A 16492-nucleotide genomic window follows, 5' to 3' on the forward strand; every position below is an offset into this window, starting at 1 on the left:
CAAAACGAAGATCGTGGAATGACAATCCTATGACATTACTATGACATGTATTGCACTTTTGAAGCTGAAAAAATGATATACTGATAAAATGTCTATTTTTCTGTGAATCATGTATTTTCTGAAATTCTTTGAAAGGAAGTGAAAGCACTTTGAAGAAATGGGAGACATGGAAGGTCAACCTCTTAGTGCTTTGGTTCGGACAATTCTTGGTAAATGCCGGAATGACGATGATCACACCGTTCCTGACCTTGTATCTTGCTAAGGATCTTGGAGTTCAGGGTGAGCATGAAATTGGAATTTGGGCGGGCCTTATTTTTGCCGCAAACTTTTTAACTTCTTTCATTTTCCAGCCACTATGGGGAAAACTTGCTGACAAATATGGACGTAAAATCATGCTCCTGCGCTCCAGCTTTGGCATGGCTATCGTTATGGTGTTGATGGGCTTCGCACAATCCCCAATGCAGCTGCTCTTACTGCGACTGCTAAACGGTACAATCTCCGGCTTCAATCCCGCTTCCATCGCACTCGTTTCGGGTACTACTCCGAAAGCACGTATGGGATTTTCGATGGGGCTGATGCAGTCAGGTTCTGTTGCAGGTACCATCCTTGGACCACTTATTGGTGGTTTTCTTGCTGATTTAATCGGATTTCGTCCGATCTTTTATGTCGTTGGCGCCTTGCTCTTCATCGCCTCTCTGCTGGCACTGTTTCTCGTTAAAGAGAAATTCGATCGTGCAGAAGCGGCACAAGAGCCACAGGTGTCAGTAATGGAGGGCTTGAAGGAATTGATCAAGATCCCTCAGCTCCCGGCGCTGTTTGGTGTAACCTTTTTGCTGCAATTTGCAATGATCAGCCCCATGGCCTTGCTGCCACTTTATGTTGAAAAGTTAAATGGGCCTGCTGAGAATATAGCCTTTTTAGCCGGAATGGTCAGCGCAGTTACAGGGATCTCCAACATGCTGGCTTCCCCCTTGCTCGGCAAGCTGAGTGATAAAGTCGGCGCACACCGCATTCTGACCTACGCGTTAATCGGGGCTTCGCTATTCCTGATTCCGCAAGCATTCGTTACTAGCGTGTGGCAGCTAATCGTTGTCCGTTTTCTCATGGGGATTTTTATGGGCGGCCTTTTGCCCAGCGTTAATGCGCTTATCCGGTCTTATACCCCTGACGGGAAAGAAAGCCGCGCATTCGGCTTCAACGGCAGCACATTGTCACTGGGCAATATGCTGGGAGCTATCATAGGCGGCTTTCTATCTGGTTATATTGGTATTGAGGGACTGTTTATCATCTCCGGAAGCTTGTTGCTGTTGAACACCGTATGGGTCCGGGTTAAGCTATACAAAGCTACTCCGCCACGGCTATTTCGCTAATCTTCTGCTATTTCACCATTGCCAACGCCAGTCCATCATAGGCTGGCAGACAAGTGCTGATCAGACGGTCATCGGTGGCGATCATTTCATTGAAATGCCGTACAGCCAGAATGGCAGGTCCATTTCGATCTGTATTTAGCGTCCGTCCGCGGAGGAAGATATTATCACCAGCAATAATCGCTCCTGGATTAGCCATCTTGATGGCATATTCCAAGTAATTGGTATAGTTAATCTTGTCTGCGTCGATAAAGAAGAAATCGAACTTAGCGCCCTCTGCTTCAAGTGCCTTCAGGCTGTCCATTGCAGGACCGATTCTATATTCCGTAGAATCACCGAATCCGGCCAGTTCTAAATTACGGCGAGCAAGCTCGGCATAATCGGCCCTCAGCTCTAGTGAAGTCAGCGTGCCACCTTCAGTAAAGCCGCGAGATAAGCAAATCCCGCTGTAGCCGCCAAGTGCGCCAATCTCCAAAATACGCGTGGAGCGAGACAGTCTAACAAGCATAGTGAGTAGTCTTCCGTACCCCGGCTCGACAGACACCTCCGGCATACCCGCTTGGACGATAGCTTCTTTTACCTGAAGCAGGATTTCGTCCTCGGTATAAAGTTGTTCACTGTATTCTTCTTGGGTAAGCATAAAGATTCTCCTTTGATGATCCCCCGTTTTCTCGAATGAAGGGATGACGGGGAAGATTTTATGGTTTATGGAATGCCGGGCATTGTGAAGTGTCCCGCATTCCCCTATACTTGTATGGATGCTTTTCTTATGGTATTGGCTTTTCTTATTGTACTGGCTTTTTGTATTTATCTACAAGTTAAACGGAGTTGAGAGTATTTGAGCAAATTACAATTAATCGCTACTGCCCCTATGGGATTAGAAGCTGTAGTAGCGCGCGAATTAAACGAACTGGGTTATGAGACCACGGTCGAGAACGGTCGTGTATTGTTCAGTGGTGATTATATCGACATCTGTCGCTGTAATTTATGGCTGCGTACATCCGACCGCGTATTAGTAAAAATGGGTCAATTCCCCGCCAAAACCTTCGATGAGTTATTTGAGGGTGTTAAAGCGCTGCCTTGGGAAGACTGGATTCCCGAGAATGGAGAATTTCCGGTTGAAGGACGATCCCATAAATCACAACTAACGAGTGTACCCGCTTCCCAAGGGATTGTCAAAAAAGCTATCGTCGAGAAGCTGAAGCTCTCCTATCATACGGACTGGTTCCCAGAGAACGGACCTCGATATGTGATCGAAGTGATTCTGTTAAACGATATCGCGCTTATTACGCTAGACACCACCGGACCTGCTCTTCACAAACGCGGATACCGCAGACAGGCTACAGAAGCGCCACTGAAGGAAACGATGGCAGCCGCTTTAATACAGCTTAGCCGCTGGAATGGCCACCGTCCGCTATATGATCCATGTTGTGGTTCGGGAACATTGTTGATCGAAGCCGCGATGATCGCTTGGAATATCGCACCGGGACTACGCCGTTCCTTCCCTTCAGAACATTGGCCAGTCATTCCTAAGCATCTGTGGGAAGAAGCTCGCGAAGAAGCTTTCGATGCCGTACGAGACGATTATCCATTGCAGCTAACCGGCACGGATATCGATCCTGCTGCTATAGAAATTGCTGAAGCCGCTGCTAAAAGCGCCGGCCTGTCCGGAGAAATAACCTTCACCGTGATGGCTGCCGCCAAAGCAAGACCCCAAGGCGAATACGGCTGTATCATTACCAACCCGCCATATGGTGAACGGATCAGTAATGATAAAGAGGTGGAGAAGCTGACTCGCCAGTTTGGTGAAATGATGCTGTATCTACCGACTTGGTCATTCTTTGCAATTAGTCCTTATAAGGAATTCGAACAATATTACGGACGTAAAGCGGACAAACGTCGCAAGTTGTATAACGGACGTATTGAGTGTCAATATTATCAATACTTGGGTCCACTTCCACCTAGAAATCCGAAATAATTCGGAAGACAATTACGCCAAGCATAAACGCCTTCGGCGTCCTTAAAAGGACGGTAAGCGTTTATGCGAGAAGTATAAGAACGGACATCTACCTCGATTGAGGACGGTGTCCGTTTCTTCTTACATACTCAACTTCTGTGCTAGGAGGCTTTAACGTGTCACGAGATCCACTTAGTAGGAGCAGCTCATCCATAACGGATAGAATGATCACTATTGTCCGCTCCCGTTATATTGGTTATATCCTTTTTCTTGTCCTTATGCTCGCTAAGCTAATGTTTCTTCACAGCGGCCTGCATGCTCCTAATATTGATATGAACCGTCTCGACAAGCTCATTGCTCTCGGTTCAGTTATGCTGTTATCCTTTTGGGTGTTATGGCTCCCCCGACGTGGACAAACGATAGCCCTGATAATCATAAACGTGCTCCTGACATTACTTATTTATTCTGATATTGTCTACTATCGCTACTTTCAGGATTTCATCACCGTTCCCGTTCTTTTTCAAGCCGGACAGATGGATGCACTTGGCGGAAGTATCTTTGCACTACTCCGTCCCTCTGATCTCTACTTGTTCGCGGATTGGCTGATATTTCTGGTTTACACCATTTGGGTAGTGTTATTCCGTCGGAACACGCCTGCCTATAATAATGGACAGCCTTCCTATTATGCTCGCACAAGTCATTTTCGTCCCTCTTCACGCTTAATGAGAGGACTAAGACGGAGCGTTAACGGGGTCGTTGCATTGGTATTAGGCTGTATTCTGACCTTTGGCCCTATCCACTCTTACGCCACTACGTGGGCCAAGGGTTTATTCACTGGTAACTGGTGGAGCTTGGCGATGTATAACGTTACTGGACTAATTGGATTTCACGGTTATGATATTTACTTGTATGCCAAAGATCATTTAGGCCCGCAGCCTGAGCTTTCACAAAAGGAAGCCAGCTCTATGAAGCTCTGGTTCAATGAACACAATGCTGAGCAAAGTGCTCTTAACGACAGCTTTGGAAAATACAGCGGAAGCAACATCGTTGTTATTCAGGCCGAAGCTTTTATGAATTTTGTAGTGGGACGATCGATCAATGGACAAGAGGTCACACCTAATTTGAACGCTCTAATCAAAGAGAATACCTACTTCAGTAATTACTATCATCAGACCTCACAAGGACGAACCTCCGATGCGGATTTCGCCTCGAATGGTTCACTGTATCCGCTGGTCTCCGGCTCAGTATTTGTCCGTTACCCGGATCATCAATTTGACACGTTACCTGCCATTTTAAAGTCCAAGGGCTATAGCACCAATGCCTTCCATGCGTATGAAGGAAGCTTCTGGAATCGGCAGATTATGTATAAGGCGATGGGGTATGACCATTTTTATAGCAAAAAAGACTTTAAGATCGACGAGCCCCTAGGCTGGTCATTGGGAGATAAATCATTCCTGCGGCAGTCCCTAAATATTATGGATTCTGTAGAATCGATCCAGAAGCCCTTTTACTCTTTTTTGACTACACTATCTAGTCATCACCCATATTCTCTCCCTGCGGCTAAGCAAGGGCTTGATACCGGGGAGTTTAAAGGTACCATCTTCGGAGATTATTTGCAGGCTGTTCATTATACAGATGAAGCTCTAGGTGAATTGGTGAGTGATATGAAGCAGCGTGGGTTGTGGGATAACACGATCCTTGCCTTTTATGGTGATCATGATAACTCGATCCAAGAAACCTCTTATTACGAACAATTTCTTGGTAAAAGCTTAAGTAAGCTCGACATGCATCAAATCATGCATCAAGTTCCATTACTCATTCATTTGCCGGGTAATAACACCTCGGTGATTGATTCTAATCCGGCTGGTCAATTGGATCTCACACCTTCCTTACTCCATCTGCTTGGGATCTCACAAGATCCTTATTATCTCATGGGTAATAATCTGTTCAGTGGCAAAGAGCGACTTGTGACACTGCGAACCGGTGCCTTTGCTGATGCGAAGCGCTCCTATCTTCCAAGTGAAAATGGACAATTCAACAGCGGCACCTGTTATAGCCTCGACAGCCGCGAAGCCATTGACGTTGCGGGGTGCAGTACCGGATTCGAGACAAGTAAGCAACGACTGCAAATCTCAGACGATATCATGAAATACGATGGCATCAAGATGCTTCGAAAGGAAGAATCTGCACCATAAAAATTTCATTTATAAAACAAAAAGCCCTAAACTCCGTCATCAACACGGGTTTAGGGCTTTTTAAGTTGATGGATAAGACCTCTGCATTATTTCTGAACGGCCGGTTGCTTGATAAAAGCTTCTACCTTCTTCAACACTTCTTCCTCTGTTGGAGCACTCACATAACGACCATTAACATATACAAAGGCCCGTTTGCCACATGGACCACAGTACGACTTACAGCCGACCTTGATCTCTGCATCAGGCGCCATCTTTTGCAGTTTGGGTATGATACTCTTCAATTTCATAAAATTACATTCATCGCACACTTGTATATCGTTAGCCATGGAGCAACCCTTCTTTATGTCCCAAATTTAAGGCGAAACGTTTAGTGATCGCCGTGATTACCTTTAGACGGATTAGTAATAACAAAACCTTCTTCAGGAAGATATAAATAATCAACGACCACACCATCAAGGAGCGGTTGATTCGGATCAAGAATAACATCGATTTCTTTATCTGTCGAGACTACAACATCATTCTCATTAGGCGTGTCCAAATCCAGTCCGTAGTGAGCATGATCACCGTGAGCATGCGTAATCGCTACGCGAAGCTTCAACTCGCTGTTTCCTTCAAGTTCCATTTGTTTCTTTATCACTTTAGCCGCATTGCGGGTAATTTTGACCTTCATCTATCATCCATCTCCTAGTACTTAAATTAAATACTCAATTACCTATTTTAAAGGTAAATGATATCTAAAAGCAACTATATTAACAAATTAGATACACAATCCGAGGTAGATCCTCACTTCACTGCCTCATTTTCCGGCCTGAAGTGCCGGGTATTTCCGTCCCATCCGTGACACGAACCAGCCCATAAGAAGCATCGTCACACCAATATCATCGATCGGTAAAAAAGGCATAAAATCCGGCAACACCCAATAGAGCAGTACTGGGATTGTGAATAAAAGCTTGTCCCCTATTGCGACTTTAGGGGAGATCACATATCGCCAGGAACTACTGAAGATAGTAGACCATTGTTTCAGTGACAGCAGTTTTTTCAGTTTCATAGTGACCCTCCTCCCAAGTAAAAAGGATACAGCCGCGGATAACGTGTAGTGACGACAGCGGCCATACCCTATGGTTTATGTTACGCAAGTTTACTGTAATTGTTTCATAATTATTTCACATTGGATAGTATCGTTCCCAAAATTAGACCCGTTTCTAGCGCCATATCCTCAAAATCTGCCAATGGCAACGGATTTTTACCAATCCCCAGCTCTACTGTAAATCCTGGTTTACGAAAGGTCTGGATGAACCAATCCTTATACCCGGCATCGCTGCCAGTTAATTCGACTGCACGATAGCTGCTCGCAGCGGCCAACCGTGTTGCTAATTCGCGGCTTTCGGGAGGTTCATATCCCCGGTAATTCCAGTAGATCTCTCCCCCTTGGCTATGCAAAGACACTGCAGCTTCTCCGGGCGCGTTCTCAGCAAGTACCGCTAGAGCGGCTGCCTCAGGTTCACTTAGCGCCTCAGGACCACTGTAATCACGCGGAGAGGGCAGGATTACACCACGGCGTTCCCGTTCCTCTTCCCAATGAGCAGGGAACTGATCCCCGAGATCCACACCGCGTATATTGGCCTTCCAATGGCGAAAACTCCGCCGTCCCCCGTTCCATTTCATAAGGTCCTCATAATAAGGGTGGCCTGGTAAAACGCCCTCCTGCACTAACTCCACGCCGTCAGGGTTAGCCATGGGTACAGCCCATAGGGTCCAATTATTGTACCATTCCTCTGGACGATGACCATTCCATGCCAAACCTTTAGCATAAGCTGCTGCATACTCTTCTATGAACGACATCAGGCAAGGCGAGGTCAGCCATTCATTAGCATGTAGAGCCGCATTAACATGCAAATGGCGGGTTCCATTGCCTATTTTAAGCACAGGAATTGGCTTGCCGAGCACACTGTTGCCAATTGGATGTGCTTGTATAAAAGGATATTGTGCAATCAGGCTGCTGATGTCGTTCTCAACATCAACCGGACCGTACTCTCCACGTAAGAATACCACTCGCTCTGGAATCGGAGGCGGAATGACGAGGACTTTTCCCGGTGTACAGAAGCGCCCTGAGGACACACCTGGATTAAGCTTCTCCAAATCATCTAAACTCACATTGAATAATGAGGTTATGCGTTCAAGATCGTCCCCTTCCTGCACCGCATACCTTTTACGCGGCGAAGACGGCAGGAATAAAACCTGACCCGGATATAAATAAGACTGTCTCCCAACCCATGGATTGCCTTGAATGACATGCTCAGGGGTTAATCCATGCAGGGCGGCAATTCGGCTTACGGTATCTCCCCTGCTTGCAATATATTGTCGCATTAGGTCTCATCCTCTCGGCCTTAAATTGCTGATACGGTGGATACAAAAATAGCAGCAAATAGCACTTAATTCTATTGTATGCAAGAGCCACTACCCTGCATGAAGGAGAAATGAATCACAAGAAAATAGGCTGGGAATTATGCTTCCCAGCCTATTTTATCTTACACTCCGTAGAGTTTGTCCCTATTCAATTCAACATTGCTCTGCTTATAACGTGGATACTTGCCATACTACTGGGGTACGTTTAATTTGTTCTCCAAGCCAGTCTCGGGCAATTCGCTGAAACATTTCAGCATCACCACTGCAGAAGAACTGATGAATTGGACTTTCATCCCCGATGGACAGCTTGCCTTTATCATATAGAATCGTGCTGATCTCACGAGCTGTCTCATCTGCGGAACTGATCAGTTTGACTCCCGGTCCCATGGTCTCTCCAATAGGCTCAACAAGAAATGGATAATGAGTGCATCCTAAAATTAAAGTATCGATGTTATTATCTTTAATGCCTTCCAATGCCTGCTCTACAATTTCATAACTTATCTCAGAGCGGAACATGCCTTGCTCAACGAGTGGGACAAGTGCTGGGCAGGCTTGACTTACAACCTCAACAAAAGGAGACAGCTGCTTTAGTGCGTTAGTATAAGCCCCGCTGCCGATGGTTCCTATTGTACCGATCACGCCGACATGTCCGCTTTTGGTCGCGCTAATTGCAGCACGAGCTCCGGGATGAATCACCCCAATGACAGGGATAGAGACCTTGGCTGAGATATAATCGAGTGCCGCTGCTGTTGCGGTATTACAAGCGATAACAATCATTTTAGGATTAAACTGGATCAAATAATCTACAATTTGTTCTGTAAACAGTGTTACTTCCTCGGTCGAACGGGGTCCGTACGGAGCTCGGGCCGTATCTCCGAAATAAATGATTTTCTCCCGCGGGAGCTGCCTCATCACTTCTTTGACAACTGTTAGCCCTCCCACACCTGAGTCTAATATTGCAATAGCTTGCTGCACGAACACACCGCTTCCTTCTACTTGTTTTGTGTAGCTTATGTAAGCCGAAAACAAAATGTACCTGACTTTCAGCCCCAATTGCAGATATTACTCCTTTTGGACTCTTAGTTCAAGCCAAGACTTTTGCCATCATTTAACAGGTCTATAAGAATGAAATAAAAAAGCCACCTTCCGCCCAATGCGAAAAAGCGGCTCTATTAAAAGAGAATAAGTACTTTTTGACCGTAAAACCAAACACTCCATCCACTGTTTCATTATGCGATTTCGTTATTGTCCTTGTCATCTAGCTGTGCTTCTTCAAGACTAGCTTCTTCACTGCTTACTTCTTCATTTACAGGCGATACCTCTAACTCCGTTACCTCTTCCAAAGTTGCCGCTGCCTCTTGAATCGTTTCTTCCGTAGCAATTCCACTTACTGCTACAGTAGCAGTATCTTCTTCTACAGCATTCGAACATGACTTGCTCCATTCGCGAACCTCATGGACTACATGACCTATAGAATCCTTTGCTTTGTCATACAGCTCAACGCTCTTGTCTCCAGCCTGAACGGCAATTCCCTGTACCTTTTCAATGCCAGCAGCTGTTCCTTCCGCAATATCCTTGCGCAGCTCTTTACCTGGCTTAGGCGCGAACAGAAGTGCTGTCACTGATCCAACCACACTTCCGACTAAAGCTCCCCATAACAAACCTTTTGTGTCCTTTTCCATCGTTTCATCTCTCCTTTAAATTCATTGCTCCCCGCTCTACCGGGCTAATGCCTATATCTGCTATATCATAAGCAGCAGGAGTTTGTCTTGTGACTAATTATTACGACTTTTCAGAAGTTTTGTCTGTTACATTTTTGGGTGCAATTGCGTATCGGCAGCATTGTCCGCCTTCTGCCATACATTCACTTCGTGTAACCTTAGCATCCAGCAATTCCTCAAATAGGCTATGCTCGCATTGACAAGCTTTACGATACTGAGTAGCCACCTGGCGAATCGGGCAGTTGTATTCTTTTATGACATACGAACCATCCTCTTCTCGGTTCCACTCCGCCATATATCCACCAGCGTTTTGGATCGACGATAACTCAGCTACTCGCTCTTCCAAATTCCGGCGTTCCATCATCGGTGCATACTGGGTGAGCATCCGGCGACGGCGTCCCTCAAACAATGTATTAACAGCTTCCAATCCACTGCCATAATCCAATTCACGCAAAAGCTCCAAAGCCAGATTGTGATAGCTTTTTGGAAAATACTCTTCGGACTTCTCCGTTAAAGAATACATATGTAAAGGCCGCCCCATCGCTTGCCGAACCACTTTTGTCTTAGCAAGTCCCTCCTGCTCCAGCTGAAGCACATGACGACGGACACCCATCTCTGTAATTCCCAATTCTTCTGCCAGCGCGCCGATGGTCAGTGGTCCTTTCGTCTTCAGGAGCGTCATAATCAAGTGTCTTGTCGATCCATTTTCCTGCCCCATCTTCATCATAAAGGAACCCCCTCTCTTTCACGGCTACCGCCTATTTTATATGATTCTATCTTATGCTATTATAGCGTTACACCGGACCCAAGTTCCTGATCCAAATAATTCCCTACTTCAACAGCAAACTTCTCTAGCACCTCTGAAAGGATTGGTGTGAGCGGGTGTAGTGCTTCTCTTTCCCAGGCAAAATAATCCTGCACGAGCGGCTTACGAAGTGCGACAAGCTCTATCAATCGCTCGTAGATCTCACTTTTACCTAGCACTTTTTCTTCATGTATGATTGAAATGATATCCTCATAACTTCCGGCATCACGCATAATAAAACCGTCAATCAGACAACTACCAACGTCCGTAACCACCTCTATCGCAAGATGAAGGCAGCGTTCTTGTATTAGTCCGGTTAAAGTATTGCCATCCCATGAAGCTGTTACAGTCCGAAGACCTGTAGTTATATCTGGGATTTGAGCAAGAATGGTTTCGATTTGTTTGCGGTTGACATAATACACAGCAATACCCCCATGTCAAAAATAGTTAGAGAAATCTGCATTATCCCTACTTACCGCGTTTGCCGCGGCGTTTCAGCCAAAAGAACATAATGAAACATGCCGCAAGAAAAACGACCAAATAAGTTAACGCTTCCATCGGATACTCGAGCTCACGCATTCCTGTCACCGCTTCCGGTATAAAATGATGATGCTTGTTAATCAGTAGATCGCTTAAATTACGTAATCCACAGCAATTGAAAGTTCTTTAACTTCATTAATATGAGCTATAACTTCCTTATGCGCCGGATGAACCTGATAAGCCTGTAAATCATCCAGTGAAGCTACCACTGTAACTAGAGCAATATCAAAGGATCGATCAGAATGAATGATATCAGCACCCACTTCAATCGAAAGGAGCTGCGGGATTTTACCTTCCATATTTCGCAGTACGGCTACCGTTGCCGCAACGCTTTCTTCGGACCGGTCCTTCAATTTAAAAAACACAATATGCTTGATCATTCTATCTCGCTCCCTGTTGTAATATTGTAATTAGATATTAAAAATATATCATAAGCGTACGCGTTCTGGAAGAAACTTAAAAAGTGATGTCAGAAATAGCAGCATTAACCATTGCCGATGTATATGAAAGTGTTGTAGTATATTTTTAAAAAATCGGAGGAATTATGCCTAGTAACCAACAAGAAACTCATAATATCCAGGCGTGGTCTCTGATCAACCGCAAATATCTTGGACAAGGCGTTCGTGTAAAAAGATTCCGCCGTCCAAAGCGCAGCCAGATTAGAAACCGTGTGTTACTTGCTGTATTGATGGCTAAGGATATCAAACTTTCACGACTCGCAGAAGATCTTGGTATATCCTCTCGCAGCGTAAGCGCCTGGGTATACGAAGGTCGTATCCCTTCCAACAATAACATTGACAAGACCTGCCGCCTACTCGGGTACCCGCCCCACATTTTGTTCAATGAAGCACTGATTCGTCAGAGTCCAATTGTATGTCAACCAACTCCTTCACGATTTATGAAAAGAAGTATTACCAGTTCCCCTCGCAGCAATGTGATTCTAACCGGCCTCTGTATGGTTTACGATTTTTCCGTAACCGATGTAAGTATTTGGATAGGTGTTCATCCCGGGACGTTTCGAAAATGGTTGCACAGCAGCCATCTGCCTACCCCTGCTCTGCAGGAAAAAGCCGAAACCTTCTTCCGAATTCCACGACATATTCTATTTGCAGACTGCGGAACGCTCTAATGTGATCCTATCGCTTAATAAGTTCAAGGCCAGCCCTTCTTCCTTAATTAGGAGAAGGGTTTTTGCCATATTTTTTTCTTAAAAAAGGGTCATACTACTGTTTAGGTACATTGTTCAGTACTAAAGAACGGAACAGGAGGCGTAAGATGAGACTTGACGGAATACTATCTGAAGGCTACACCGATACTTGGGACGTGGCCCCCGGTGTCATCGGACTACGAACCATGTTCGTAAATTGCGCATTCATCGGCCAGCCCAATTCGGACTGGATCATTGTAGATACGGGACTTAGCTCTTACACAAACAGAATTATAGATTATGCTAAGGAGAAGTATGAGAAGCCTCCGGTGGCAATTATCCTGACTCATGGGCATTTCGACCATATCGGGGGTGTGAAAAAGCTTATTGAGGAATGGAATGTACCCGTGTATGCTCATCCACTAGAGCTTCCTTATCTAACAGGTAAAGCGGATTATCCTCCAGCCGATCCGGCCGTAGGCGGCGGGCTGATGAGTATGGTGTCCTCATTATTTTCACATCATGGCATCGACCTTGGATCAGCCATACATCCATTACCCGAAGACAGAACCGTCCCCGGAGCAAAGGGCTGGAAATGGATCCATACACCTGGACATAGTCCTGGACATATTTCACTATTCAGACCAGAAGATAAGGTACTGATTGCTGGTGACACCTTTCTTACAGTCAAACAAGAGTCCGTATTCGCAGTAGCTACCCAGCATCAGGTGGTGCACGGCCCACCCTCTTATTTCACGACGGACTGGGAAGACGCGGAAAAGTCGGTCCGCACACTTGCGTTGCTAGATCCTCATATCGTTCTCTCTGGACATGGGGTGCCTATGGAGGGTGAAAAATTATCTACTCAGCTTGCTCATTTATGCAAGAATTTCAAAGAAATGGCGTTACCGGGTCAAGGGAAGTTCGTGTGATCGTTTGATTTCCTTGCTAATATAGACCTTAGGACGTATTGATGGGCAGATCCCTGAGGATCTCTAAGTATCTCCATATGGGTACCAGTCTTTATAATTTCCGTGTGCTCAAAATGCTGTTTTAAATCAGCTTCACTAAAAAAATGAGCATACTTTCCTGCTTTATATTCATAGGTCGCAGGTTCCAAACATGCTCCACAGCCGTAATTCGGATCCTCATCTGAAAAAGAAGTAAAATAAAGCAGACCTCCGGGATGGAGCTGTTCCAGACAATTTGTTAGCAACCTACGACGATCCTCAATAAGAAATAGATGTAACAAGTCATAGCAGTAGATAGCATCAACCTTTGTCTCGAGACTGCAGTCTAACACGGAACCGGAAATAAAAAAGCATGCGGAGTCCCACTCGGCCGCAATCGTAAGTGCGGCTCCGCTTAATTCAATACCAGTAGTCTCAAATTCACTGGAGAATACCTTCGTATTCCGTCCATAACCTGCTCCTGGCACCAGTACAGACTTCACATTATGCTTACGAAAGAGCTCCTTTGCCTCCAAAGCCGTAAGGCTTGGATCAGTTCCCCAGACCATTCCTTCCTGAGCGAACCGCCGGTTCCAGTAATCGGACATTCATCATCGCCTCACTTCGCTTTAATTGCCCACCACTCTATACCAATATTGATATATCTCCTTAAATCCGAGCTTGTCATACAAAGCCGAAGCACCAGCATTCGCTTGTACAACCTGCAAAAAAGCGGTTGTTGCTCCCTGCGTCTTTCCCCAGTGTAGCAATGCAAGGAGCAATTGTTCCGCCATACCTTGTCTACGCTGATCGGTAGCAGTGATAATATCAAAGAGACCTATGTATCCGTTCTGAATAATGCCCAGACCACAAGCGGTAGGAACACCGTCATTAAACAAAAGAATATAACCCTGCTGAAAAAGAGAAGCGGATAACATTCTAGTTAAGGTGCTCTGATTCACAACAGACAGCTCAGCAAGCTCAGTGAAGGCATTAAGCCACTCTTCCGTCAAGTTCTCCTGAATCTGTACGTGAAATCGAAGTTCAGGAGCAGCTAATCCCTCCAGGTCTAGTATCCTTACAGATGATGGCTCGACAACTGTGTAACCACGCTCTGCTAGCGCCTCATCCAGGTTCGCAGGCTGGATATACGGCGTTATTTTAAATACTGGCTTTAGTCCAGCATCCTTATAGTACTGCTCAGCAAGCTTAATTTGGTTTGTAAGATCCGCAAGAGAGCTTCCTTCTCCGTATAACGGATTGACCGAATTAGCTCTTTTCGTATATCCAGCTGCTGTGCGCAGAACCCAGCCATTCAGGAGAACACTCTGCTCCGCTGGCCAAGTATTAAGTGTGATTTCTTCAATTGCTTTATACAAGTTATCTCCTCCTTATTAGCCATGTTCCCGCTTATTACGCATCGCTGGCAGCAGCTTCACTGCTTCATCAGCATACGAAATATAATAGTCATATTCGGGAGACTCCTTACCATAAATGGCTATTTTCCCCTCATGGTTGTAGTGTACACCCCAGCCGAATCGCTTCGGAAGAAGAGAGGCTCGCAGGCATGGATGGTTTCTAGAGAATAGCTCCTTCCATATTTCTTCCCTACGGGTCACACGATCTTCTAGCGGAATTTGTTTATGGCGTACATGAACCTCAAACAGAAGCTCTTCATGATTGTATTTGTAAGGCTCATTAATAAGCAGCTCATATTGAATCACATGCGCAGGCGGGAGTGTACGGCAAGACATCGGCGGGATTCCCGTTTCCTCAGGACAATCCTCTGCTACACGTATGAAAGTGTTTGTATAACTCATGGGCATCACCTCTATTTTTAATTGAAATATATTCCTTCTATGATAATTCATAGTCACTATAATTGCACAGCAAAAATCCGGAACCTCAACCTCCTGGATTCCGGATTTCCATCTGAATTTCTATTCCTCAGCCACTGCCGCAAGGAGTTCTTCAACAGGCCACGGAAGTGGATTATTAAACGTTGTCCAATCCTGCTTCAACTCATCTTTCGTCAACAAACATCGATCCAATCTCGCTTCGATTTGTGCTGAGTCCATACTAACACCGATAAACACGATTTCATTCATTCGATCGCCCCACCGCTCGTCCCACTTGGCTTTCATTTCAGGTTCGCTTTCCAATACCTCCTGCTGCTGATCCTCAGGCATTGTAGCTAGCCAGTAGCCGGCAGGTCCGAACTGAATCGAGGGTCCAGCCTGGCTGATACTTGCTGCAAGATCACCCTCTGCGGCAACCCATACAATCCCTTTCGCTCTGACAACTTCCTCCGGCCAATGACTAAAGAAAATGCTTAACCTTTCCGGATGAAAGGGTGTTCTCCTGCGATAGACAAAAGAAGATATTCCGTATTCCTCCGTCTCAGGCGTATGTGTCTCCTTATTAAGTTCCGTAATCCAACCGGAGGACAAGCTTGTTTTTTCAAAATCAAACAATCCAGTACTAAGAATCTCCTTCGGATCTACCACTCCGTTAACCGTACGGATCAGCTTGGCTGTCGGCTGAAGTTTGCGAAGCACAGCTTCAAGCTTGTTAAGCTCTTCTTCTTCTAGCAGATCACACTTATTAAGTAATAACACATCACAAGTTTCGATCTGATCAATGAGCAAATCCACAATGTCGCGATAATCGTCTTCGCCAGCCGTTTGATTACGATCGATCAGACTATCACCAGAAGAGAAGTCATGCCAGAATCGGCCAGCATCCACAACGGTCACCATCGTGTCCAATTGAGCGAGTGAAGTCAAATCAATATCCAGTTCTGGGTTCGCATAAGTAAAAGTCTGTGCCACCGGAACAGGCTCGCTAATGCCAGATGATTCAATGAGGATATAATCAAAACGGCCTTCATCAGCCAGCTTTTGTACTTCGACAATCAAATCGTCGCGGAGTGTACAGCAGATACAACCGTTAGACATTTCCACTAATTTCTCTTCCGTTCTAGAAAGCACATTACCTGACTTCACCAGGTTGGCGTCCACATTCACTTCACTCATGTCATTTACAATAACGGCTACTTTGAGCCCGTCACGATTGTGCAAAACATGATTCAACAGCGTTGTTTTTCCGGATCCTAAGTATCCACTTAGTACGGTAACGGGAATCTTTTTCATAAACCACACTCCTAAATTTGTTAAAGCTCAAAATTTTAATACTACGGTTCTTACCGGGTTTCGCGATGTAATGTAACTTTTTTAAGACGTGGACAATATTTCTTCATTTCCATACGACCCGGATGATTTCGTTTATTCTTGGTAGTGGTATAGTTGCGATCCCCAGTCTCCGTACATGCCAAAGTAATGATCACTCTCATCGTTTCATCTCCTTTTTTAAATCGTAATAATTACGATTAACATATCGTACAC

General features: G+C 45.3%; 20 protein-coding genes. 5 read left to right on the forward strand and 15 right to left on the reverse strand.

Features of this window, described 5'->3' with window-relative positions:
• Nucleotides 1–149: 149 nt before the first annotated feature.
• A complete protein-coding gene (locus NSQ29_RS16935) occupies nt 150–1370 on the forward strand; it encodes an MFS transporter (protein ID WP_339802385.1) in 1221 nt (406 codons plus the stop codon).
• A gap of 7 nt (nt 1371–1377) precedes the next feature.
• Here NSQ29_RS16935 and NSQ29_RS16940 read toward each other — a convergent pair whose 3' ends face one another.
• A complete protein-coding gene (locus NSQ29_RS16940; protein WP_076283186.1) occupies nt 1378–2007 on the reverse strand; it encodes an O-methyltransferase in 630 nt (209 codons plus the stop codon).
• A gap of 198 nt (nt 2008–2205) precedes the next feature.
• Here NSQ29_RS16940 and NSQ29_RS16945 point away from each other — a divergent pair, with 198 nt between their 5' ends.
• Together NSQ29_RS16945 and NSQ29_RS16950 are read left to right on the forward strand one after the other, a co-directional pair.
• The gene (locus NSQ29_RS16945) at nt 2206–3345 is read left to right on the forward strand and encodes a THUMP domain-containing class I SAM-dependent RNA methyltransferase (RefSeq protein ID WP_042186795.1); all 1140 of its coding nucleotides are present in this window, start codon (nt 2206–2208) and stop codon (nt 3343–3345) included.
• A gap of 203 nt (nt 3346–3548) precedes the next feature.
• Nucleotides 3549–5519, forward strand: a complete 1971-nt coding sequence (locus NSQ29_RS16950; RefSeq protein WP_341126781.1) for an LTA synthase family protein — start codon at nt 3549–3551, stop codon at nt 5517–5519.
• A gap of 86 nt (nt 5520–5605) precedes the next feature.
• On the opposite strand, the gene NSQ29_RS16955 is transcribed toward NSQ29_RS16950, so the two are convergent.
• From NSQ29_RS16955 to NSQ29_RS16995, 9 genes are all read right to left on the reverse strand, one after another.
• Entirely contained in the window at nt 5606–5845 is a 240-nt protein-coding gene (locus NSQ29_RS16955) for a DUF1450 domain-containing protein (RefSeq protein WP_042126265.1), read from the reverse strand.
• Between the two features lie 41 nt (nt 5846–5886).
• On the reverse strand, nt 5887–6189 hold the full coding sequence (locus tag NSQ29_RS16960) for a HesB/IscA family protein (RefSeq protein ID WP_042126263.1): 303 nt from the start codon (nt 6187–6189) through the stop codon (nt 5887–5889).
• Nucleotides 6190–6315: 126 nt separating this feature from the next.
• Nucleotides 6316–6567, reverse strand: coding sequence for a hypothetical protein (locus NSQ29_RS16965; protein WP_076283188.1), 252 nt, complete (start codon nt 6565–6567; stop codon nt 6316–6318).
• 110 nt (nt 6568–6677) lie between these two features.
• The gene (locus tag NSQ29_RS16970) at nt 6678–7886 is read right to left on the reverse strand and encodes a M14 family metallopeptidase (protein WP_076283189.1); all 1209 of its coding nucleotides are present in this window, start codon (nt 7884–7886) and stop codon (nt 6678–6680) included.
• Between the two features lie 207 nt (nt 7887–8093).
• Entirely contained in the window at nt 8094–8900 is an 807-nt protein-coding gene (gene racE / locus NSQ29_RS16975; RefSeq protein ID WP_076283405.1) for a glutamate racemase, read from the reverse strand.
• 254 nt (nt 8901–9154) lie between these two features.
• Entirely contained in the window at nt 9155–9607 is a 453-nt protein-coding gene (locus tag NSQ29_RS16980) for a YtxH domain-containing protein (RefSeq protein WP_341125644.1), read from the reverse strand.
• Between the two features lie 100 nt (nt 9608–9707).
• The gene (locus NSQ29_RS16985; RefSeq protein WP_042186789.1) at nt 9708–10373 is read right to left on the reverse strand and encodes a helix-turn-helix transcriptional regulator; all 666 of its coding nucleotides are present in this window, start codon (nt 10371–10373) and stop codon (nt 9708–9710) included.
• A 59-nt stretch (nt 10374–10432) separates the two neighbouring features.
• On the reverse strand, nt 10433–10873 hold the full coding sequence (locus NSQ29_RS16990) for a DUF86 domain-containing protein (protein ID WP_042186787.1): 441 nt from the start codon (nt 10871–10873) through the stop codon (nt 10433–10435).
• A gap of 210 nt (nt 10874–11083) precedes the next feature.
• Nucleotides 11084–11371, reverse strand: coding sequence for a Dabb family protein (locus NSQ29_RS16995; protein ID WP_042126253.1), 288 nt, complete (start codon nt 11369–11371; stop codon nt 11084–11086).
• A 164-nt stretch (nt 11372–11535) separates the two neighbouring features.
• On the opposite strand from NSQ29_RS16995, the gene NSQ29_RS17000 reads away from it, so the two are divergent.
• Together NSQ29_RS17000 and NSQ29_RS17005 are read left to right on the forward strand one after the other, a co-directional pair.
• Nucleotides 11536–12120 carry a helix-turn-helix domain-containing protein gene (locus NSQ29_RS17000; protein WP_076283191.1) on the forward strand — a complete coding sequence of 195 codons (585 nt, stop codon included), beginning with the start codon at nt 11536–11538 and terminating at the stop codon, nt 12118–12120.
• 146 nt (nt 12121–12266) lie between these two features.
• Entirely contained in the window at nt 12267–13070 is an 804-nt protein-coding gene (locus tag NSQ29_RS17005; RefSeq protein ID WP_042186783.1) for an MBL fold metallo-hydrolase, read from the forward strand.
• Here the strand turns inward: NSQ29_RS17005 and NSQ29_RS17010 are convergent.
• From NSQ29_RS17010 to rpmG, 5 genes are all read right to left on the reverse strand, one after another.
• Nucleotides 13052–13696, reverse strand: coding sequence for a class I SAM-dependent methyltransferase (locus NSQ29_RS17010; protein ID WP_340968674.1), 645 nt, complete (start codon nt 13694–13696; stop codon nt 13052–13054). The two genes, NSQ29_RS17005 and NSQ29_RS17010, sit on opposite strands and share 19 nt — an antisense overlap.
• Before the next feature lie 21 nt (nt 13697–13717).
• Entirely contained in the window at nt 13718–14467 is a 750-nt protein-coding gene (locus NSQ29_RS17015) for a GNAT family N-acetyltransferase (protein WP_339270222.1), read from the reverse strand.
• Nucleotides 14468–14482: 15 nt separating this feature from the next.
• Complete coding sequence (locus NSQ29_RS17020) at nt 14483–14908, reverse strand: DUF6157 family protein (RefSeq protein ID WP_081382746.1); 426 nt, start codon at nt 14906–14908, stop codon at nt 14483–14485.
• A 120-nt stretch (nt 14909–15028) separates the two neighbouring features.
• On the reverse strand, nt 15029–16240 hold the full coding sequence (locus NSQ29_RS17025) for a GTP-binding protein (RefSeq protein WP_341125645.1): 1212 nt from the start codon (nt 16238–16240) through the stop codon (nt 15029–15031).
• A gap of 50 nt (nt 16241–16290) precedes the next feature.
• Nucleotides 16291–16440: a 50S ribosomal protein L33 gene (gene rpmG, locus NSQ29_RS17030; RefSeq protein ID WP_060624410.1), complete on the reverse strand. Its 150-nt coding sequence runs from the start codon at nt 16438–16440 to the stop codon at nt 16291–16293.
• Nucleotides 16441–16492: the final 52 nt, after the last annotated feature.

This window comes from Paenibacillus sp. FSL F4-0236 (genome assembly GCF_038000135.1).
Lineage (GTDB): Bacteria > Bacillota > Bacilli > Paenibacillales > Paenibacillaceae > Paenibacillus_AQ.

Excerpts from the sequence above, each read along its gene's own strand:
- NSQ29_RS16995 (WP_042126253.1), bottom strand. The coding sequence starts at position 11,371 with ATGATCAAGCATATTGTGTTTTTTAAATTGAAGGACCGGTCCGAAGAA.
- NSQ29_RS17025 (WP_341125645.1), bottom strand. The coding sequence starts at position 16,240 with ATGAAAAAGATTCCCGTTACCGTACTAAGTGGATACTTAGGATCCGGA.
- NSQ29_RS16965 (WP_076283188.1), bottom strand. The coding sequence starts at position 6,567 with ATGAAACTGAAAAAACTGCTGTCACTGAAACAATGGTCTACTATCTTC.
- NSQ29_RS16950 (WP_341126781.1), top strand. The coding sequence starts at position 3,549 with ATGATCACTATTGTCCGCTCCCGTTATATTGGTTATATCCTTTTTCTT.
- NSQ29_RS17010 (WP_340968674.1), bottom strand. The coding sequence starts at position 13,696 with ATGTCCGATTACTGGAACCGGCGGTTCGCTCAGGAAGGAATGGTCTGG.
- NSQ29_RS16985 (WP_042186789.1), bottom strand. The coding sequence starts at position 10,373 with ATGATGAAGATGGGGCAGGAAAATGGATCGACAAGACACTTGATTATG.
- NSQ29_RS17020 (WP_081382746.1), bottom strand. The coding sequence starts at position 14,908 with ATGAGTTATACAAACACTTTCATACGTGTAGCAGAGGATTGTCCTGAG.
- NSQ29_RS16970 (WP_076283189.1), bottom strand. The coding sequence starts at position 7,886 with ATGCGACAATATATTGCAAGCAGGGGAGATACCGTAAGCCGAATTGCC.
- NSQ29_RS16940 (WP_076283186.1), bottom strand. The coding sequence starts at position 2,007 with ATGCTTACCCAAGAAGAATACAGTGAACAACTTTATACCGAGGACGAA.
- NSQ29_RS16955 (WP_042126265.1), bottom strand. The coding sequence starts at position 5,845 with ATGGCTAACGATATACAAGTGTGCGATGAATGTAATTTTATGAAATTG.
- NSQ29_RS16980 (WP_341125644.1), bottom strand. The coding sequence starts at position 9,607 with ATGGAAAAGGACACAAAAGGTTTGTTATGGGGAGCTTTAGTCGGAAGT.
- NSQ29_RS17000 (WP_076283191.1), top strand. The coding sequence starts at position 11,536 with ATGCCTAGTAACCAACAAGAAACTCATAATATCCAGGCGTGGTCTCTG.
- NSQ29_RS17005 (WP_042186783.1), top strand. The coding sequence starts at position 12,267 with ATGAGACTTGACGGAATACTATCTGAAGGCTACACCGATACTTGGGAC.
- NSQ29_RS16960 (WP_042126263.1), bottom strand. The coding sequence starts at position 6,189 with ATGAAGGTCAAAATTACCCGCAATGCGGCTAAAGTGATAAAGAAACAA.
- rpmG (WP_060624410.1), bottom strand. The coding sequence starts at position 16,440 with ATGAGAGTGATCATTACTTTGGCATGTACGGAGACTGGGGATCGCAAC.